The sequence below is a fragment of the Blautia sp. OM07-19 genome (assembly GCF_003481595.1).
Taxonomy (GTDB): domain Bacteria; phylum Bacillota; class Clostridia; order Lachnospirales; family Lachnospiraceae; genus Blautia_A; species Blautia_A intestinihominis.
Genome location: NZ_QULA01000007.1, coordinates 139,451 through 157,487, shown reverse-complemented (window position 1 = coordinate 157,487; position 18,037 = coordinate 139,451). Strand labels below are relative to the sequence as shown.

At 45.7% G+C, this 18,037-nt stretch carries 16 protein-coding genes; 1 reads left to right on the top strand and 15 read right to left on the bottom strand.

The features are described from left to right. Nucleotides 1-65: 65 nt before the first annotated feature. The 15 genes from DXC01_RS07530 to DXC01_RS07455 form a co-directional block, all read right to left on the bottom strand. Nucleotides 66-1,013 (bottom strand): HAD-IA family hydrolase, encoded by a 948-nt coding sequence (locus DXC01_RS07530; protein ID WP_330427639.1) that lies wholly within the window; start codon nucleotides 1,011-1,013, stop codon nucleotides 66-68. A 169-nt stretch (nucleotides 1,014-1,182) separates the two neighbouring features. After that, on the bottom strand, nucleotides 1,183-1,545 hold the full coding sequence (locus DXC01_RS07520; protein WP_022213216.1) for an ArsR/SmtB family transcription factor: 363 nt from the start codon (nucleotides 1,543-1,545) through the stop codon (nucleotides 1,183-1,185). A gap of 29 nt (nucleotides 1,546-1,574) precedes the next feature. Further along, on the bottom strand, nucleotides 1,575-3,443 hold the full coding sequence (locus DXC01_RS07515) for a heavy metal translocating P-type ATPase (protein WP_118698643.1): 1,869 nt from the start codon (nucleotides 3,441-3,443) through the stop codon (nucleotides 1,575-1,577). A gap of 69 nt (nucleotides 3,444-3,512) precedes the next feature. After that, complete coding sequence (locus DXC01_RS07510) at nucleotides 3,513-3,731, bottom strand: cation transporter (protein ID WP_005427815.1); 219 nt, start codon at nucleotides 3,729-3,731, stop codon at nucleotides 3,513-3,515. Nucleotides 3,732-3,904: 173 nt separating this feature from the next. After that, nucleotides 3,905-5,293: a 23S rRNA (uracil(1939)-C(5))-methyltransferase RlmD gene (gene rlmD, locus DXC01_RS07505; RefSeq protein ID WP_118698642.1), complete on the bottom strand. Its 1,389-nt coding sequence runs from the start codon at nucleotides 5,291-5,293 to the stop codon at nucleotides 3,905-3,907. A gap of 99 nt (nucleotides 5,294-5,392) precedes the next feature. Next, the gene (locus tag DXC01_RS07500) at nucleotides 5,393-5,635 is read right to left on the bottom strand and encodes a hypothetical protein (protein WP_022213213.1); all 243 of its coding nucleotides are present in this window, start codon (nucleotides 5,633-5,635) and stop codon (nucleotides 5,393-5,395) included. A 116-nt stretch (nucleotides 5,636-5,751) separates the two neighbouring features. Then, nucleotides 5,752-6,633, bottom strand: coding sequence for a phosphatidylserine decarboxylase (locus DXC01_RS07495; protein ID WP_118698641.1), 882 nt, complete (start codon nucleotides 6,631-6,633; stop codon nucleotides 5,752-5,754). A gap of 3 nt (nucleotides 6,634-6,636) precedes the next feature. Beyond that, nucleotides 6,637-7,314, bottom strand: a complete 678-nt coding sequence (locus tag DXC01_RS07490) for a CDP-alcohol phosphatidyltransferase family protein (protein ID WP_118698640.1) — start codon at nucleotides 7,312-7,314, stop codon at nucleotides 6,637-6,639. A 5-nt stretch (nucleotides 7,315-7,319) separates the two neighbouring features. Next, nucleotides 7,320-8,354 (bottom strand): lysylphosphatidylglycerol synthase transmembrane domain-containing protein, encoded by a 1,035-nt coding sequence (locus tag DXC01_RS07485; protein WP_118698639.1) that lies wholly within the window; start codon nucleotides 8,352-8,354, stop codon nucleotides 7,320-7,322. A 7-nt stretch (nucleotides 8,355-8,361) separates the two neighbouring features. After that, nucleotides 8,362-9,054 (bottom strand): phosphatase PAP2 family protein, encoded by a 693-nt coding sequence (locus DXC01_RS07480; protein WP_118698638.1) that lies wholly within the window; start codon nucleotides 9,052-9,054, stop codon nucleotides 8,362-8,364. A gap of 98 nt (nucleotides 9,055-9,152) precedes the next feature. Then, nucleotides 9,153-11,384, bottom strand: a complete 2,232-nt coding sequence (gene pcrA, locus DXC01_RS07475) for a DNA helicase PcrA (RefSeq protein WP_022213208.1) — start codon at nucleotides 11,382-11,384, stop codon at nucleotides 9,153-9,155. 222 nt (nucleotides 11,385-11,606) lie between these two features. Beyond that, complete coding sequence (locus DXC01_RS07470) at nucleotides 11,607-13,793, bottom strand: alpha-galactosidase (protein ID WP_118698637.1); 2,187 nt, start codon at nucleotides 13,791-13,793, stop codon at nucleotides 11,607-11,609. A 36-nt stretch (nucleotides 13,794-13,829) separates the two neighbouring features. After that, the gene (locus DXC01_RS07465; RefSeq protein ID WP_022213206.1) at nucleotides 13,830-14,678 is read right to left on the bottom strand and encodes a carbohydrate ABC transporter permease; all 849 of its coding nucleotides are present in this window, start codon (nucleotides 14,676-14,678) and stop codon (nucleotides 13,830-13,832) included. After that, on the bottom strand, nucleotides 14,678-15,547 hold the full coding sequence (locus DXC01_RS07460) for a carbohydrate ABC transporter permease (RefSeq protein ID WP_022213205.1): 870 nt from the start codon (nucleotides 15,545-15,547) through the stop codon (nucleotides 14,678-14,680). Before DXC01_RS07460 ends, DXC01_RS07465 begins: the two co-directional genes overlap by 1 nt. Continuing rightward, complete coding sequence (locus tag DXC01_RS07455; protein ID WP_118698636.1) at nucleotides 15,544-16,836, bottom strand: ABC transporter substrate-binding protein; 1,293 nt, start codon at nucleotides 16,834-16,836, stop codon at nucleotides 15,544-15,546. The genes DXC01_RS07460 and DXC01_RS07455 overlap by 4 nt, the downstream gene beginning before the upstream one ends. Before the next feature lie 293 nt (nucleotides 16,837-17,129). On the opposite strand from DXC01_RS07455, the gene DXC01_RS07450 reads away from it, so the two are divergent. Continuing rightward, nucleotides 17,130-17,978: an AraC family transcriptional regulator gene (locus DXC01_RS07450; protein WP_022213203.1), complete on the top strand. Its 849-nt coding sequence runs from the start codon at nucleotides 17,130-17,132 to the stop codon at nucleotides 17,976-17,978. Nucleotides 17,979-18,037: the final 59 nt, after the last annotated feature.

The following is an 18,037-nucleotide window of genomic DNA, read 5'->3' as shown; positions in this document are numbered from 1 at the left end:
CTCCTGCGCTTTCATCTCGGTAATTGAATTGCCGAGGATTCCCGCTTATTATCCTAAATCGGTCATTATTTCAAGAAATGATCAATATCAACTTTTGTAAATGATCGTATGATTGGATAGTCTGTTTCATGTTCCGGTTCCTGTTCCTGCGTGTACCAGATGCCGCGCAGACCACTGTTGCATGCACCTTCCACATCTTTCTTATAATTATCACCGATAAATGCACACTCAACTGCCTGTACGCCGGATTTTTCCACGCAGATCTCAAAAAGGTGTGGATGTGGTTTCTCGACGCCGGCCTCTTCGCTGCTGACCATAAAATCAATATATGGTGCAGCACCGAGGGATTCCAGTTTCTTATACTGGATATAGGCAGTCATGTCGGTTCCTGTTCCGGTGCGGACACCGCGTTTTTTGAGTTCTTTGAGGAAATCAATCACTCCAGGGACCGGCTGTGACTGGCGGATCAGGGTGTCCCAGTATGCATGATACATATTGCGGGCATGTGGAAAGACTGGTTTTTCCCAGAGTTCAAGCATCCCCTGCGTGCGGAGCAGGCGGTTATGGATCGCTGCTACATCGCCGCCGATCCTGTCGATCATGATCTGTCCGGCTTTTTTGTAGCATGCAAGAGTTTCTTCCGCTGACTTTCCAAACGCACTCTCACAGTAGTCGGTGAGGGCTTTCATTCCATAAATGTGGTTTTTGTCATAACTGTACAAAGTATTATCAATGTCAAAGATCACTGCTTTTATGGAAGGTCTGGCACCTGGAGTGCTTCCTTCTGGCGAATCCGTTACTTTTGGTGTCTGGATCAGATCCTCAAATTCGATCTGGAGACCGACTGTGATCTTGCACAGAACACCAATAGATGGATTTGCCTGACCTCTTTCGATCTGTGCCAGCATACTCTTGCTGACTCCTGTCCTTTCAGCCATCTGATCGAGGCTCATGCCTCTGTACTGGCGGAATCTCTTTAAATTTACTGCTACATTATTTGATAAATAGTCCATGATCGTCATCTCTTTCTCTTGTGTGGTATCTGCGGATCATCCATTTCCGCTACAGGTTTCTTCCTTTATCTTACCTTATTCTTCTGATTTTGACTATACAAAAAATGCCGGCATGTGTCTGTTTCGGGCAGACATATGCCGACATTTGCTTTATTCTTACTATGAAATCTTACTCTAAGATATGCTCTCTTCCCATGGATATAATCATTCTGACATGGTCATCTGCCAGGGAATAAAAGATGGATTTTCCCTCTCTTCGGTTCTTTACGAGCTTGTTCTGCTTAAGGATGCGAAGCTGATGGGACACTGCGGACTGGGTCATATTCAGGACTTTTGCCAGATCGCAGACACAGACTTCGGATTCAAACAAGACAAATAGAATACGGATACGAGTAGAGTCTGCAAAAACCTTGAAGAGATCTGCCAGATCATAAAGTTCTTCTTCATCCGGCATGGTCTCATTCACGATCTTAAGCAGATCTTCGTGGATTTCCTGGCATTCGCAGGTTATTTCTTCTTTCTCTTCTGCCATAAACAGTCTCTCTTTCTTATAATTTCTTTTTACAGACGTTTTACAAAAAGGGTACGGATCGCATTCAGGACTGCAAGCACCATGACTCCGACATCTGCAAAGATCGCTACCCACATGTTTGCAATACCAACTGCACCCAGGATCAGGCAGATCACCTTGATACCGATCGCAAAATAAATATTCTCATATACGATACGCATACATTTCTTTGCGATACGGATCGCCTTGACGATCTTCATCGGGTCGTCATCCATCAGGACCACATCGGCTGCCTCGATCGCAGCGTCGGAACCCATAGCTCCCATTGCGATACCGATATCTGCTCTGGAAAGTACCGGTGCATCGTTGATCCCGTCACCAACGAAAGCGAGTTTCTCTTTTTCTGATTTCTTTGCGAGAAGTTCTTCTACTTTGCTTACTTTGTCAGCCGGAAGGAGTTCGCTGTATACACGGTCAACGCCAAGTTCACCTGCAACCTGCTGTGCAACTCTGTCAATATCACCTGTCAGCATGACAGTTTCTTTGATACCGTTTTTCTTAAGGTTTGCGATCGCATCTTTGGAAGTCGGTTTCGGAACATCGGAGATCAGGATGTGGCCTGCATAAGCTCCATCGATTGCCACGTGGATGACGGTTCCTACCTGATGGCACTCTACTGCTTCTACGCCGATGCGCTTCATCAGCTTAACATTTCCGACTGCAACCGGAGTTCCGTCTACTTTTGCTGTAACACCGTTGCCGCTGATCTCCTCTACATCTGTCACGCGGTTCTGATTGATCTCTTTGCCGTAGGCAGTTTTGAGGCTGCGGCTGATCGGATGTGAGGAAAAGCTTTCTGCAAGTGCTGCGTACTCGAGGATTTTGGACTGTTCCATAGTGTTGTGATGGACACCTGCTACTTCGAATACACCCTTGGTCAGAGTACCGGTCTTGTCAAATACGACGTATTTTGTCTCGGACAGAGTCTCCAGATAGTTGGAGCCTTTGACCAGGACACCTGCGTTGCTGGCCCCGCCGATTCCGGCAAAGAAACTCAGCGGGATACTGATCACAAGTGCACACGGGCAGCTGATTACAAGGAAGGTCAGTGCACGGTAGATCCACTGGCTCCACATTGCAGGATTGTGAAGGATCACAAGGTTTACAATCGGCGGCAGGACTGCAAGTGCGAGCGCACCGTAGCAGACTGCCGGGGTATAATAGCGGGCAAATTTGGAGATAAAGTTTTCGGATCTGGATTTACGGGAACTGGATTCCTCGATCAGTTCCAGGATCTTGGAAACGGTAGATTCATCAAATTCTTTGGTTGTTCTGATCTTGAGCACGCCTGTCATGTTGATGCAGCCGCTGATGATCTCATCACCTGGTTTTGCACTTCGCGGAAGACTTTCACCTGTCAGTGCACTGGTATTGAGGGTTGTGGTTCCTTCTACGATCACACCGTCGAGCGGGACTTTTTCACCTGGCTGTACGACGATGATGGAACCGATCTCAACTTCATCCGGGTCAACTTTTTCCAGTTTACCATCGTTTTCGATATTGGCGTAGTCCGGGCGGATATCCATCAGTTCGGTGATGTTGCGGCGGCTCTTGCCGACCGCATAGCTCTGGAAAAGCTCGCCGATCTGGTAGAACAGCATAACGGCTGTGCCTTCTTTGTAATCCTTCAGAAGGATTGCTCCGATAGTCGCTACTGCCATCAGGAAATTCTCATCAAATACCTGTTTGTTACGGATTCCCTTGAATGCCTTCTTCAGAATATCATAGCCGATCACAAGATATGGAATCATGTAAAGTGCAAATTCCAGATATCCGTCAACTGGAAGCACGGACAATACTGCGATCAGTACGAAAGCTATGATGATGCGGGTCAGCATTTTTTTCTGCTTTTTGTTCATGTTCTCTCCTCCTTCACCCATTTGATAAAGATGCCCTGCCGCATCCGCAGCAGAGCATTCTCATTGTTCTTATAAGTAGATCTCGCAGTCATCTTCAACTTTCTTGCAGTTCTTGAGGACTTCTTTCATAACGCTGTCCGGATCCTGGCCTTCTTCGAATTCTACTTTCATTTTGAGCATCATGAAGTTTACGCTTGCATCCTTAACACCTGCTGTGTTCTTGGCAGCTTCTTCCATTTTGTTTGCACAGTTTGCGCAGTCAACTTCGATTTTGTAAGATTTCTTCATAGTGGTGATCTCCTTTTTCTTCATAGATGTTTTATTCACGTTTTCATATGAACACTTATTCATATGTTTGATTGTATTATACCATCTTGTATAGAAATGTCAATATGTTTTCGCAAAAAAAGAAACCACCGGGAACGGAAATTTATTCCGTTCCCAATGATTTCCTGGTTTTCTCAATCTTTTACAAATACTGCGACTGCTTCCGTCCACACGGTTTCGCAGAACTGGTCTACACAACAGGCTTTCTCAAGACGGTAGCCTGCCTGAAGAAAGGCTTCGAGGTCTCTGGCGAGGCTGGTAGCTTTGCAGGAGACGTAGACGATGCGGTTTACGCCGTAGGAAAGGATCTTCGGCAGTGCTTTCGGATGGATTCCGTCGCGCGGCGGGTCAAGAACGATCACATCCGGTTTCTCGGTCAGGTCATCGAGGACCTTAAGAACGTCACCGGCGATGAATCTGCAGTTATCAAGGCCGTTGAGTTTCGCATTCTCTCTCGCTGCTTCCACGGCATCCTCCACGATCTCAACACCGATCACTTCTTTTGCCACCGGTGCGAGAAGCTGGGCGATCGTGCCTGTTCCGCTGTACAGGTCAAAAACTTCCATTCCACTGGTATTCTGGATATAGTCTCTGACAACGTTATAAAGAACTTCGGCTGCCAGTGAGTTCGGCTGGAAGAAAGAAAATGTACTGATGCGGAATTTCAGCCCAAGCAGTGTCTCATAAAAATAGTCCTGTCCGTAAAGGATTCTTGTCTCATCACTCTTGACCACGTCAGAAAGCGAATCGTTGATGATGTGCATGATCCCAACGATCTTTCCTTCCAGCGGCAGTGCCAGAAGCTGTTCCTTAAGCGGTTCCAGATCGTATTCCTCCTGGCTGGTAGTGACAAGATGTACCAGGATTTCGCCGGACGTTACACCACGTCTCAGCATCAGATGGCGGAGATAGCCCACATGCTGGAGTTTACGATAATAGGAAGCACCTTTTTCCTGAAAAAATGTGCGTACACAGGTCAGGATATCTGTCATATCCTTATGGACCAGTCTGCAGTCGTCCGTGTTTAAGATGTCATAAGTGCTACCCTTCTTGTGCAGACCGAGAGAAAGCGGTCCGTCCTTGTATTCATCACCAAAGGAAAATTCCATCTTGTTGCGGTACCCAAATTCGATCGGGCTTCCGTGGATTCCTTCCCATTCAAAATCAGCCTTACCTTCTGCGTCTGTCTGTCCGCCCTGGATGAGTGCATCTTCCAGAAGCTCACGGATCTGTCTGTCCTTCATCTCAAGCTGATTCTCGTAGGACATTGTCTGGTACATGCATCCGCCGCATGCAGGAAAGTTGCTGCATACCGGCTCTCTTGTCTCAAGCGGGGATTTCTCCAGAACTTCCATGATGCGTCCCTGCGCCCTGCCGGAGCGTTTCTTCTGGATCATGAACCGTACATTCTGACCCGGGATTCCGTTCTTGATCAGGACTTTCTGATCATCCACCTGGACATAGCCTTTGTTTGGAAAGTCTACATTTTCTATAATGCCTTCGTAAATTTCACCTTTTTTCATTTCACTTATTCCTTATCTTACTTTTATATTTACAGTAAAACAGCCCCGGTTATCTGCCGGAGCTGCTCAAAATCCAAGTTACTGTTCACCGTAGCCTGCTTACTCTTCTTCGTCCTCGAAATAATCATCAAAGTCGTCGTCGAAATCTTCTTCAAAATCCTCCAGATAATCTGGTGTGAAGAAGCGGTAAACTGCAAATGCGATACCTGCTACTGCTGCAACTGCACCGATGATTGCCAGCACCCAGAGAACTGTGTTTTTCTCTTTTTCTTCTTCTTTCTTGTTCAGGGTAGAGAGTAATTCCTCGATTTTGGCATTCATGTTTAAATTATTCAGATTCATTGTACGCACCATCCTCTCGCTCGATGTCAATTTTTATAGAACATAGTATATCACTATTCTGAAATTTTTACCATATGTTCTATAAAAAAGTTACTTCAAAAATCCGCGAAAAATTCTCATCCTTTCTCCATAAAAGGTGCACTGCCTATCTTACTGCCTATCTGAACCTTTGTCTCCACACCTTCCTGTGAATTCGTCAGCAGATCCTGATCTGGAACCACGCATCCTTTCTGCGTCATATAAATGATCGTTGACCCGCCAAATGCGAAGTTCCCTTTCTCCTGACCGCGGTCCACATGGTCACATACCGGGTGGTTTTCAATCTTTCCGACCATCAATGCACCAACTTCCATCATCAGGAGCGTTCCGAAATGCTCGGACTTCATAAGTGAATACTCCCGCGTATTTTCCTTATAAATAGGATATACATCATTCGCGGCCGGATTCACTGTATGCAGAACCCCCGGTATCCTCCTTCTCACCGATTCCCTGCCACTGTCGACATAGATATAACGATGATAATCATCCACACTGAGTCGGAACACCCACAGATATCCACCTGCAAACCGCCTCGCAAGTGCCTCATTCCGAAGAAGACTTCCTGCTGTATACCGCGTATGCTTGATCCTAACTTCCATCTGCTCATCGATCGGATAAACACTCAGCCGGCAGTCACACGGACTGATAAAATGTGTCTCGTCCATATCTATCTCGCGAGCACCCTTTCTGAGTTTCCTTGTAAAAAAGTCATTATAAGAACGATATCTCCGCGGCTCATAATCTTTCATATTGATTCCGGCTTTTCTGATAAAAGGATCGATTGCCAGAGTAGAGATCCCGGAATCCAGAAACCTGCCGCCAAGTTTCGAAACTGACGGTGACACCAGCGGCTTCAGCAGACATCTCCCCGCTGCACTTCCATAAAGCTTCTCCAGGAATTTATCCTGACCGGTGCTTTCCTCCCATTTATGCCCCTGACGGTCTGCCGTGTATCGCATGGCTCAGGCTCCTTTCAATTTTTGTATTCTGTAAAGATTATATTTTGCCCACCATCCTTCTTTGTAGAGAAGGATAAAAAGAACTGCCACAGCCACAACTGCTACCAGTATGACCAACTCTCGGTTTGTCGGCTTGCGGAAACGGAAATTCAGGATAAAAAGAAATCCTACCAGCAGCATCGCAATATGAAGACATACGAGGAAATAACGGAATCCCGGGAAAAACACCGAAACCATAAACAGAAGCGGCATAATCACAGACATGGATGTGATCGGAAGTCCCTGATAATATTTACGGTTCTCGCTTGTCTCGCTCTGTCTCTTTTCTTCCATTACGTTAAAATATGCCAGCCTGATCACGCCTGCCACACCATAAAAAGCAAGGATCATCAGACTGTAGATCTTGCACATTCCAAGCTGGTATCCCAGAATGATCGGAAAAATGCCAAAACAGACAATATCGCAGAGGGAATCGATCTGAATCCCAAAAGCCTTCTCATCATCTGTCCGGTTCTTTTTTGTCCGGGCGATCTTGCCGTCAAACATATCACATAATCCTGAAAATGCAAGGCAGAACACTGCCAGCGGCAATTTCCCATCTATTGCAAAAAACATGCCCATGATCGAAGAGATCAGGCTTATGTACGTTACCACTACTGTATAATCATAAAATCCAATCATTCATACTACCCCTGTTTTTCATTTGTTTTCTGACCTATCGTCAGCTGCGCTATTACTGTAAAAAACGCACTGATAAAGAGTTCCCCATAGTATCCCAGTCCCCTGCTCAGTACCATTCCAGGAAGCAGAAGGCTTCCAAAAACAGGCACAAAAATATTCAGGAACAGTGTCTCGCTGATTCCCATTCCTCCCGGAAGGGGTAGCATGTCAACAGAAACAGAAATCACCGCCTGCAGAAACAGGACCGTCCAGAATCCCGTTCCACTGAGCGAAAAAGCCCGGTACACAAACCAGGTAACCGCAAACAGAGCCATTCTCTGTGCAAACGTGATCAGGATCACATGAAAGATCACCCGCGGATGAGTTCTTAAATACGCAGCAGTTTCTCTGTAAGTATCCATAGAATCTTCCAGCTTCTTAAGTCTGCTGTGTTTTTTGCGGACAATATGCAGTTTCTCCAGGATCTTAAGACCCTTTACCAGAAAGTTTCTGGCAAGATCCGGATGAAACACCAGCACTGTCATGAACGTAACACAAAAAATATTCAACGCCAGTCCCAGATAAAAGATCGGCATGATCCCGGTCAGATAGCGATGCAGAAAACCTCTGCCAAAGACCGCGATCCCGACTCCGATCGCCACCAGCACAAACTTGTAAGTGATCGTAACGATCATCAGGATCACTGTTGCCACTGGGATTGAAATCTTTTCTTTCTTCATATAGTAGATCTGCATCGGCTGTCCGCCGCTTGCAGACGGCGTGATACAGCTGAAGAAAAAACCTACCGATGAAAACAGAAAACAGACTCTTTTCCTGAGATGGATCCCATAGGAACGCATCATATACCAGATGATGATCGATTCACCCCATATAAAAAAAGCTACCAGTGCCACTCCCGGCAGAAGCCAGATCTTGTCTGCGCTCTGAATCGCATCCATGACTGCCCCCAAGTCCTCTCCATGAAAGACACCATAGATCGTCAGCCCAAATACTACGACCAGAAATATCGTATTAAAAATTATCTTTTTTGTTTTGTTCATACGCAGCTTACCCTTCTGTAATCTTCAGGATCTTTTTCTCGATCCTGCTGCCAAGTTTCTCATAGATCCTGTACAGTTGTGTCTTCCTTCCGATAAAGAAACACAGTTCTGCCAGAAGAATACCGCCTGCCACATCAACGATCACATGCTGCTTCGTCAGAAGTGTCGATGCAAATACAAGGACTGCGATGACCATGGATACTCTCTGATACCATACCGGAATCTCTTTTCTTCCGCGAATGCCAAGATAGCAGAACCAGCTCACAAGACAGTGGATAGACGGGAACAGGTTATCTGCCGCATCTATGGAATACAGCCAGAGTGCTGCCTGGTTCCATAAGCCGCCGTCTGTGATCAATGGTCGTGTATTTGTTGTGGGGTATGCAAGAAAAAAGCCAAGGCAGATACATCTTGATATAAAATCCCCTGTAAAAAACTGGTACACACTGCGTCGATCCTGCCTGGCAATCAGAATATAATTGACAGCCCAGAAAAGATAGCAGCCGAAATAGATCACAAGAAACTGCGGGACAAAAGGAAGGCTTCTGTCCACGCCGGTCTCGATATTGTGGTGATACCATCCGCCTGCGATCATTCTGGAGCCGGAATAAACAAGACAATTAAATACAAAAGAAAAAATAAGTGGAAAGACTCCATAAGCCGGGAGTATCCTGGTGATACCTTTCATAACTTTCTTCATTATATACTCCCTTCATCTTTCTCATGTAAACAGTATATCATCCTCGGACCGGGTAAGCAACCAAAGTCCGAAAACATTAAGAATTCTTAAGAAAAAGGTCAGATTTTCTTCAACTTTGCAAATCCTGCAAACATTTTTTTGACTCCGACCTTGTCAAAATCTACGGTTACTTCATAATCTCTGCCGCCTTCTACGATATCCCTGACGATACCAACGCCAAATTTGATATGACGGACGGTGTCTCCTACGCCGTAATCCAGTGATGCCGCCTTGGTGACTTTGAAGTTCTGTGCTTCAAACGGTTTCGCGCGGAAGGTCTGACGCATCTGCATGTAGCTGTTCTTAGGGGATGGTGTCTCCTGCATGGACGGCTTATGTTCCTGAATGGTCGTTCCAAGCTCTACCAGCTCCCTCGGAATCTCACGGACAAATCTGGATACTTTGTTGTACTGTGTCTCTCCGCGGACCAGGCGCTGGCGGGCACTGGTCAAGGTCAGTTCTTTCATTGCTCTTGTGATCCCCACATAGCAGAGCCTGCGCTCCTCCTCCATATCTGTAGGATCATCTGAGAAGATACACATGCTGCTCGGGAACATTCCATCCTCCATGCCTGCAAGGTAAACATACGGGAATTCCAGTCCCTTGGCACTGTGCAGAGTCATGAGCAGAACGTAATCCTGATCCGGATCTACTGTATCAATATCTGCGATCAATGCGATCTCCTCCAGGAATCCGGAAAGTGTTGCTTCTCTGCCCTCTGCCTTCATTGCTTCCTCATAGGAAACAGTCTTGGAGATCAGCTCGTCGATGTTCTCGATCCTTGCTCTGGATTCCTCTGTATCCTCTGCTTTGAGTTCATCCACGTATCCGGTGAGGTCGATCACTTCTTCCAGGATCTCTGTAACGCTGTATGCCTGTGCCTTGCTCTTGAGTGACTGGATAAAGGTAACAAATCCCTCAATCTTGTTCAGGCTCCTTCCGATGGATGGGACTTCCTCTGCCACTCTCAGAGCATCATAAAAGCTCACATTCATGTAATCCGCATAATCCTGCACACGTCCTACAGTCGTTGCACCGATTCCTCGTTTCGGTACATTCAGGATACGTCTGACTGCCAGATCGTCTGCGGAGTTATCGATCGTCTTGAGATAGCAGAGCAGATCTTTGATCTCTTTACGCGCGTAGAAGTTGATCCCTCCTACGATCTTGTATGGGATATTTGCCTTCAGGCACTTCTCTTCAAACAGACGGGACTGTGCATTGGTTCTGTAGAGGATCGCACACTCTCTGTAATCTGCCAGATGTTCTCTCTTTTTCTTTGCAATATCTCCGATCACGTATTCTGCTTCCTCGAATCCATTCATAAACTGGCGGAAGTGAAGTTTCTCTCCCTCTGGATTCTCTGTCCAGAGACGTTTCTCCTTACGTGCTGCATTGTTGGCGATCACCTCATTCGCCGCATTCAGGATGTTCTTGGTGGAACGGTAGTTCTGCTCCAGGCGGATCACCTTCGCATCCGGGAAAACCCGTTCGAATCCAAGGATGTTGCCAATGTTGGCTCCGCGGAATTTGTAGATGGACTGGTCATCATCACCTACTACGCATAAATTCCCGTATCTCGCCGCAAGAAGGCTCACGAACTTAAACTGTACGGTGTTGGTATCCTGATACTCATCCACCATGATATAGCGGAATTTCTCCTGATAGGACTCCAGGACATCCCCGCAGTTCTGAAAAAGCTCTACGGTCTTGACCAGCAGATCGTCAAAATCCAGGGCATTGTTGCTCTTGAGTGCAGCCTGGTATTCGCGGTAGACCTGGGCTACTTTTTTCTGGTTAAAATCTCCTCCTGCATTCATCTCCATCTCATCCGGTGTGATCATCTCGTCCTTGGCATGGGAGATCTGTGCAAGAAGAGATCTCTCCTTGTATTTCTTGGTGTCGATATTTAATTTGCGGCAGATCTCCTTCATCAGAGTCTTCTGGTCATCGCTGTCATAAATGGTGAAACGATTGTCATATCCAAGCCTGTCAATATAGCGGCGCAGGATGCGGACGCAGGTAGAGTGGAAGGTCGCAACCCAGACGCTCATTCCATCCGCTCCTGTCAACTTATCCACACGCTCTCGCATCTCCTGTGCTGCCTTGTTGGTAAAGGTGATCGCAAGGATGTTGAATGGATTCACGCCCTTGTCAGCGATCAGGTGGGCGATCCTGTGTGTCAGCACTCTCGTCTTGCCGGAACCTGCTCCTGCAAGGATCAGAAGAGGCCCCTCTGTATGAAAAACAGCCTCCTGCTGAGGCGGATTCAGTGTGTCATATATACTCATTTAAAAATTTCTCCTGTTTCTGTTAAACGTTCATAAGTTATCTGTGTCGAACTGATGTTTTACGGTCTTTTTCTATTATACATGAAAGTCCCGGGAGGGTAAAGGAAATTCCTTCGACAAGGATAAGATTTCCACATTGCCAGCTTTTCGCCATATAATGCAAAAACAGAGAAACCAGTCTGCCCGGTCTCTCTGTCCTGTAAAACTTAATATGCAGTTCGTTTATTTCGCTGTGATGTGGTAATTCCAGCTCTGGTATTCTTTCTTTGCCTCTTCCAGAAGAATACCGCCGTGCATAAGCGCACCGCCCGGATATTCCACTCCATTTACCAGATACATCTGATTTTCTTTAAGTCCGCGGAGTCTGATCCTTACTCCCGGGTCGTTTGCACGTACTCTGGATGCCACGACACTTACAAGCGCTTCGTTTCCGTCTTCACTTACAAACTCCCATGCCGCGTAAGGGCCTTCCTCCATCGCATTGGTCAGTCTGTAATAATCTCCAAAGTGGATCACATCGTAATATTTCTTAAATTCCTCGATCTGACCACGGATCTGCGTTTTTTCTTCTTCTGAAAGTTTCGCCGGGTCCAGCTCATATCCGAAGGTTCCTGCCATCGCTACGGCTGCTCTTGTCTCAAACGGTACGAAACGTCCTGTCTGATGGTTCGGGCAGGCGGATACATGAGATCCCACTGCGCTGACCGGATAAGCAAATGAAGTTCCATACTGGATCTTCAGACGCTCGATCGTATCGGTGTCATCGCTGCACCAGATCTGAGAAGTATAATAGAGCATTCCGGCATCAAATCTTCCGCCGCCTCCGCTGCAGCCCTCGATCAGCATATCCGGATATCTCTTTCCGAGTCTGTCCAGAAATTCATACAGACCAAGAACATAACGGTGCGGAACCTCTCCCTGGCGGTCTGCCGGAAGTGCTGCACAGTAAATATCACTGATGCTTCTGTTAAAATCCCATTTCAGATAATCGACATTCGCTTTGTCCAGGACCTTGGTCATCTCATCAAAGATATGATTTCTGACATCTTCTCTGGAAAAATCAAGCACAAGCTGGTTACGTCCACGGTTCGGTCTTCTGCCCGGCACGGTAAACGCCCAGTCCGGATGTGCACGGTAGAGGTCACTGTCCTCTGATACACATTCCGGCTCGTACCAGATACCGAATTTCATTCCAAGACCATGGATGCGCTCTGCCAGCTCGCTTAACGTGCAGCCTAATTTCTTCTCGTTTACCTGCCAGTCTCCAAGACCGCTGTTATCATCATCTCGTTTTCCGAACCAGCCATCGTCCATGACGAACAGTTCCACACCGCAGGAAGCTGCTTCTTTCGCCATCTCGAGGAGTTTTTCACCGGTGAAATCGAAATAGGTTCCTTCCCAGTTGTTGATGAGGACCGGTCTGCGTTCCAGTTTGAACCTGCCTCTGCATACATGCTCACGGACTGCCTTGTGGTAGGAGTTTGACATTTTTTCGAAGCCCTCTGCGCTGTATACCATCATGACTTCCGGTGCATGGAAAATCTCGCCTTCTCTCAGAAGGAACTCAAAATTTTCCGGATGGATCCCCATGATCAGTCTGGTCTGGTCAAACTGGTCTTTTTCTGCTGCTGCGAGGAAGTTTCCGCTGTACAGAAACGAAAATCCATAACACTCTCCTGAAGTTTCTGTCGCATTTTTATCTGCCAGCATTACAAATGGGTTGTACTGATGGCTGGATGCACCGCGAAGACTTCCGACAGACTGCACGCCGTGGTGGATCGGAGTTCTGGAAAGCTGTCTCTCCATCTCATGTTTTCCATAAAAAGTCATCCAGTCCCAGTCTCCATACGGCTGGTCCAGGCAGAGGGACATCACACGCTCAAGCTGAACCGGTGCCTGACCGTGGTTTTCCACGCTGACACTTCTTGTGATGACATCCAGGTCTTTCACAACTCCATAGTACAGTTTTACTCTGACATCCTGCACATCATCACGAAGAGTGATCACGAGAGTCTCTGCCTCGTTTTCGTCTGCATACATTGCCGGAAGTCCCGGAATGGAATATTTTCCCTTGATGATCTCATAGCCTTCATAACGAAGCCCCAGAGTTCTTGTTCCATTATCATAGCGGATATCGAGTGCACTCTCACGATAGTCTCCGCTTCCAAAAGAAGAATATTCCTGCGGCAGAGTATCTGTGGAGTATGTCCTGTCCCCTGCTGCCTCGTCCGGATTTCCGGAAAAACCGTGATCTCTTCTCTGGATCAGATAGGAGTAATCACAAATGTCTGTTTTTCTTCCATAGTAGGTGTGAAGCAGGATTCCTTTGTCGTCCGCTTTCATCTGGTACATGCTGTTCTTTGTGCACAGGGTGAACAGTCTGTTTTCTTTGTCAAATACGATTGCCATAGATGTCTTCTCCTTTTGATAAGTTCATGATTAAGTTTATTTTACCGCTCCATTGACAACACCGTTAAGTATCTGCTTCTGGCATACCAGATAGAAAATCACAATTGGTATCAGTGCCAGCAGGTAGGATGCAAAGGCGAGGTTATAATTTGTTCCAAACTGTGTCTGGAAATTCAACTGTGCAAGCGGAAGTGTGTTTTTACCGGTTCCGGACATCATGACGAGTGGGGTCATAACATCATTCCATGTTCCAAGTGCAGTTAAAACTGCCACTGTCGCATGCATTGGCTTCATGATCGGGAAAACAATACTCCAATAGGTCTTCCATGTACTTGCACCGTCTACTTTTGCAGCTTCTTCCAGTGCCATCGGAATATTTTTGAGATAACCGGAATACAGAAGAAGATTCATTGGCATATAGAATACCACATAAAGCACGATCACACCAACCCTGTTTCCGATTCCCATCTGAGAAGTCTGTTTTACAAGCGGCATCATCAGGATCGCGAATGGAACGAACATACCGCTCACGATATAAAGATAAGAAAATTTATAAAATTTGCTGTTTGCCATGTTTCTTCCGATCGCATATCCGGCAATAGAATGAATCAGAATGGCAAGTACCACTGTCACAATTGTGATCAGCAGAGAGTTTCCAAGAGAATTCCAGAAATCTGTGACTTTCATTGCTTCTGTAAAATTCGAAAAGCTCCAGGAGGACGGCAGGGAAAGTGCTCCTGCAATATCATTTGTCATCTCGGACGGCTTTTTGAATGCAATGATCACTGCCATATATAATGGAAAAAAGATCGTAATACATCCAAGGATCAAAAGGATTGTAACCGGCCAGTTGGTTTTGCCTGGCATCTGACTGTTCTTTTTCATTATAACTGTTCCTCCTTTTTATTCATAAATGTAAGCTGGAATACAGAAATTGCAACAATGACTACGAAGAAAAGTACTGCATTCGCACTCTGGAAACCAAACTGTCCTCCATCCATTCCGTTTCTGTAAATAAGATAGGAAATAGACTCTGTACTCTGTGCCGGACCACCCTTTGTCAAAGACATGATCTGGTCGAATACCATGAGGAAGTTTTTCATGCAGAGAACCATATTTATGGTAAAAAAAGGAATGATCAGCGGAAAAGTAAGGTTTTTGAACTTGCTCCATCCGGTTGCACCGTCGATCGCGCCTGCCTCATAAACATCCTCCGGAACGGTCTGCAGACCTGAGATATAGATGATCGTGTTCATGGCGATTGCCTGCCATGCTGCAACAATTACGATTGCAAACCATGCTGACTTTGTGCTCGCAAGCATACTGCTTTTGAGAAATCCAATTCCCAGGTTTTCTCCGATCGTCGGGAGAATATATGTGAAAATAAAACTGAAAATATAGCCTACAACAAGTCCTCCGAGAACATTCGGGATAAAATAGATTCCACGGAGTGCACTTTTTGCACGGATCTTGCTGTTCAGACCAAGTGCAAGGATCAGACTTATCACATTGACAATGATCGTTGCCACGATTGCAAATTTAAACGTAAACAGATAAGATTTTCCTACGCGTGCATCCTGAAAGAGGTCAATATAGTTTCTGAGTCCTACCCATTCGTAACTTCCATATCCCTTGAAGTTCGTAAAGCTGTAGATGAAGCCTTTGATCAGCGGCAGTGTATTAAAGGCAAAAAACAGGATGAGCACCGGAATGGTGATCAGCATAAATGTACGTTTTCTTTCATTTCCTTTCATGATTCATTTCCTCCCTCTCCATGTTCTTCCTCATACTTCTGGACTTTTCGTATCAGGTCACGGTTGTAGCGTATCCAGTCTTTATCGAATTTCGCAAGGAAGCTGTCTGCGTCACCATCCATAAGATAGGTCTGGATCATTGCATCTACGGCCATTTCTGACGGATAATGGTGATCCTGGTAGTCTGTCATTTTGTCGTTTTCGATGTATTCTTTCACGCCGTCAAGCATGGACGGAAGTTCAAAGTCACCTTCCTTGCATGGAACTGCATTCTGCTCGTCCAGGTAAATCTGAATATTTTCATCCTCAAGCATAAATCGCAGAACTTCATAAGCGGCTTCTTTATTTTTGCAGTCCTTCATAACCGAAAATTGAAGGTCTACACCAGAATTCAGCACCTGTTTGTCTGCATTGTCGTTTGCCGGAAATACGAAGGAATCAATCTGCATATCCGGATTCACAGACAGAATCTGCGGAACTGCGTAACTTCCGATACAGTACATTGCAGATTCCCCTCTTGCAAAAGCAGTGCAGGCATCGTTGTAGCTGAATGCATATGGATCATTCTGTGCATATGGAAGCAGCTGGATGATCTTGTCGGCAAGCTCTCTGTATTCTTCTGAAAAAGTTGTCGTTCCTTTGTTGACTTGCTGGCAGACATCTGCCGGTGAGAGGTCACACGCCATGGCATTCCACGGTGCAAGACAGGTCCATGTATCCTTAAAGCCAAAGTACAAAGGAAGCTGTCCTGAAGCCTGGATCGTATCCAGAAGTTCTATGAATTCATCCCAGGTTGTCGGGATCTCCCAGCCATTTTCTTCGAACATTTCTTTGTTATAAAGAATTCCTGCTGCATTTGCCACATACGGGACTGCGTAAGTACCATCTTCCGGAATAAATTCCAGGTTTTTATCGATATCTAAGTAGGACTGTTTGATGTCTTTCAGACCATCAAAATCTGAAATATCCACCAGCATATCAGAATCCAGGAAATTGGAATAGTTCACATCTCCACCAATTCCAATGATATCCGGCTGATCTTCCTTGATAAATCTTGTCTTGAGGATTGTCATTGCCTCATTCGGTGATTCAATCGTCAGTTCGATGTCATCATGGGTTTCGTTAAATTTCTCTTCCATCTTTTCGAAGGCTTTGACTGCCTCCGGTTTGTACTGAACCATTTCTATCTTTGTTTTGCCGTCAGAAGTTTTTGAGGAATCTCCACATCCGGCAAGAGCAAGTCCTGCTCCCATAAGAACGGTTCCTGCAAGAATTAATTTTTTCTTCATTGCACTTCTCTCCCTTCCTGTTTTTCTTTTAATACCACGGCCATAGTATTTTGGATCCTGAACGGATTTCCATCACTCTTCATCTAAAATAATATCATCTGGACTTCTTTCCGTAAATATTCTCATGACAGCACTTTTATACCTTTATTCGTTTTTTAAAGAATAAAGTTGAAGTATAGACTCATTATGGTATATAATATAGAAAAACATGCAGATTTCGTGTATTACTAACAATTTTAATTGATATTTTTTAGTAATATTAACCAGTTTCTATGTTTCATGGAGGATAAAATATGGATAAAGTCTTGTTTCATATGTTTTCAGATGACCGTTTTATGGATCTTACACTCTACCAGTATGGATATGAACAGTGTCTTCCACTACACTCCTACGGTCCTTTTGTACGAAACCATTTCCTGTTCCATTATGTTATTTCAGGTAAAGGAACACTCCTGGTTGATGATGAAAATTCCCAGTCTACGGAATACCAGCTTCAGGGCGGAATGGGATTCCTGATTGAGCCCGATTGTGTAAATACTTATTTTGCCGACCGCAAAGACCCATGGGAATATGCCTGGATCGAATTCAGCGGACTCCGGGCAAAGGAGATTCTGGAGGGCTCCGGTCTTTCTTCTGACTCTCCGGTCTATCTTCCACGCACACCACAGGATGGGGAGCGGCTCAAAAATGAGATTCTGTATCTTGCCACACACGCTCAGGAATCTTCCTATCATCTGATCGGGCATCTTTATCTTATCATGGATGCACTGGTCAGCGGATCGTCTTCCAGGCGGCACACCCAGGGAGGCAAACGTGCACAGTTTTACACGAACGAAGCTGTGACCTTCATCGCCCAGAATTATTCCCGTGCGATCACGGTCGAGGACATGGCTCGCCGCTGCAATCTGGATCGGAGTTATTTTGGCAAGGTTTTTCGTGATGTCCTCGGACAGTCTCCACAGGAATTTCTCATCCAGTACCGTATGGAAAAAGCTGCCGAACTTCTCAAGATCACAGATCTTTCTGTGGGCGAGATCAGCAGGCAGGTCGGCTATCCCAACCAACTCCATTTTTCCAGAGCTTTCAAGAATTTTTATGGAATCTCACCCCGTACTTACCGCCAAAATAACAAATTCCTTTAGAAAAATGTTTACAAGTAGTATTTAAAACTATATAATAAGGGGCATAAGAGAGAGGAAAG

Bases quoted from the DNA above. Each gene is read 5' to 3' on its own strand.
- rlmD (WP_118698642.1), bottom strand. From the start codon at position 5,293: ATGAAAAAAGGTGAAATTTACGAAGGCATTATAGAAAATGTAGACTTT.
- DXC01_RS07470 (WP_118698637.1), bottom strand. From the start codon at position 13,793: ATGGCAATCGTATTTGACAAAGAAAACAGACTGTTCACCCTGTGCACA.
- DXC01_RS07485 (WP_118698639.1), bottom strand. From the start codon at position 8,354: ATGAACAAAACAAAAAAGATAATTTTTAATACGATATTTCTGGTCGTA.
- DXC01_RS07450 (WP_022213203.1), top strand. From the start codon at position 17,130: ATGGATAAAGTCTTGTTTCATATGTTTTCAGATGACCGTTTTATGGAT.
- DXC01_RS07465 (WP_022213206.1), bottom strand. From the start codon at position 14,678: ATGAAAAAGAACAGTCAGATGCCAGGCAAAACCAACTGGCCGGTTACA.
- DXC01_RS07490 (WP_118698640.1), bottom strand. From the start codon at position 7,314: ATGATTGGATTTTATGATTATACAGTAGTGGTAACGTACATAAGCCTG.
- DXC01_RS07455 (WP_118698636.1), bottom strand. From the start codon at position 16,836: ATGAAGAAAAAATTAATTCTTGCAGGAACCGTTCTTATGGGAGCAGGA.
- DXC01_RS07480 (WP_118698638.1), bottom strand. From the start codon at position 9,054: ATGAAGAAAGTTATGAAAGGTATCACCAGGATACTCCCGGCTTATGGA.
- DXC01_RS07530 (WP_330427639.1), bottom strand. From the start codon at position 1,013: ATGGACTATTTATCAAATAATGTAGCAGTAAATTTAAAGAGATTCCGC.
- DXC01_RS07515 (WP_118698643.1), bottom strand. From the start codon at position 3,443: ATGAACAAAAAGCAGAAAAAAATGCTGACCCGCATCATCATAGCTTTC.
- DXC01_RS07495 (WP_118698641.1), bottom strand. From the start codon at position 6,633: ATGCGATACACGGCAGACCGTCAGGGGCATAAATGGGAGGAAAGCACC.
- DXC01_RS07460 (WP_022213205.1), bottom strand. From the start codon at position 15,547: ATGAAAGGAAATGAAAGAAAACGTACATTTATGCTGATCACCATTCCG.
- DXC01_RS07510 (WP_005427815.1), bottom strand. From the start codon at position 3,731: ATGAAGAAATCTTACAAAATCGAAGTTGACTGCGCAAACTGTGCAAAC.
- DXC01_RS07500 (WP_022213213.1), bottom strand. From the start codon at position 5,635: ATGAATCTGAATAATTTAAACATGAATGCCAAAATCGAGGAATTACTC.
- DXC01_RS07520 (WP_022213216.1), bottom strand. From the start codon at position 1,545: ATGGCAGAAGAGAAAGAAGAAATAACCTGCGAATGCCAGGAAATCCAC.
- pcrA (WP_022213208.1), bottom strand. From the start codon at position 11,384: ATGAGTATATATGACACACTGAATCCGCCTCAGCAGGAGGCTGTTTTT.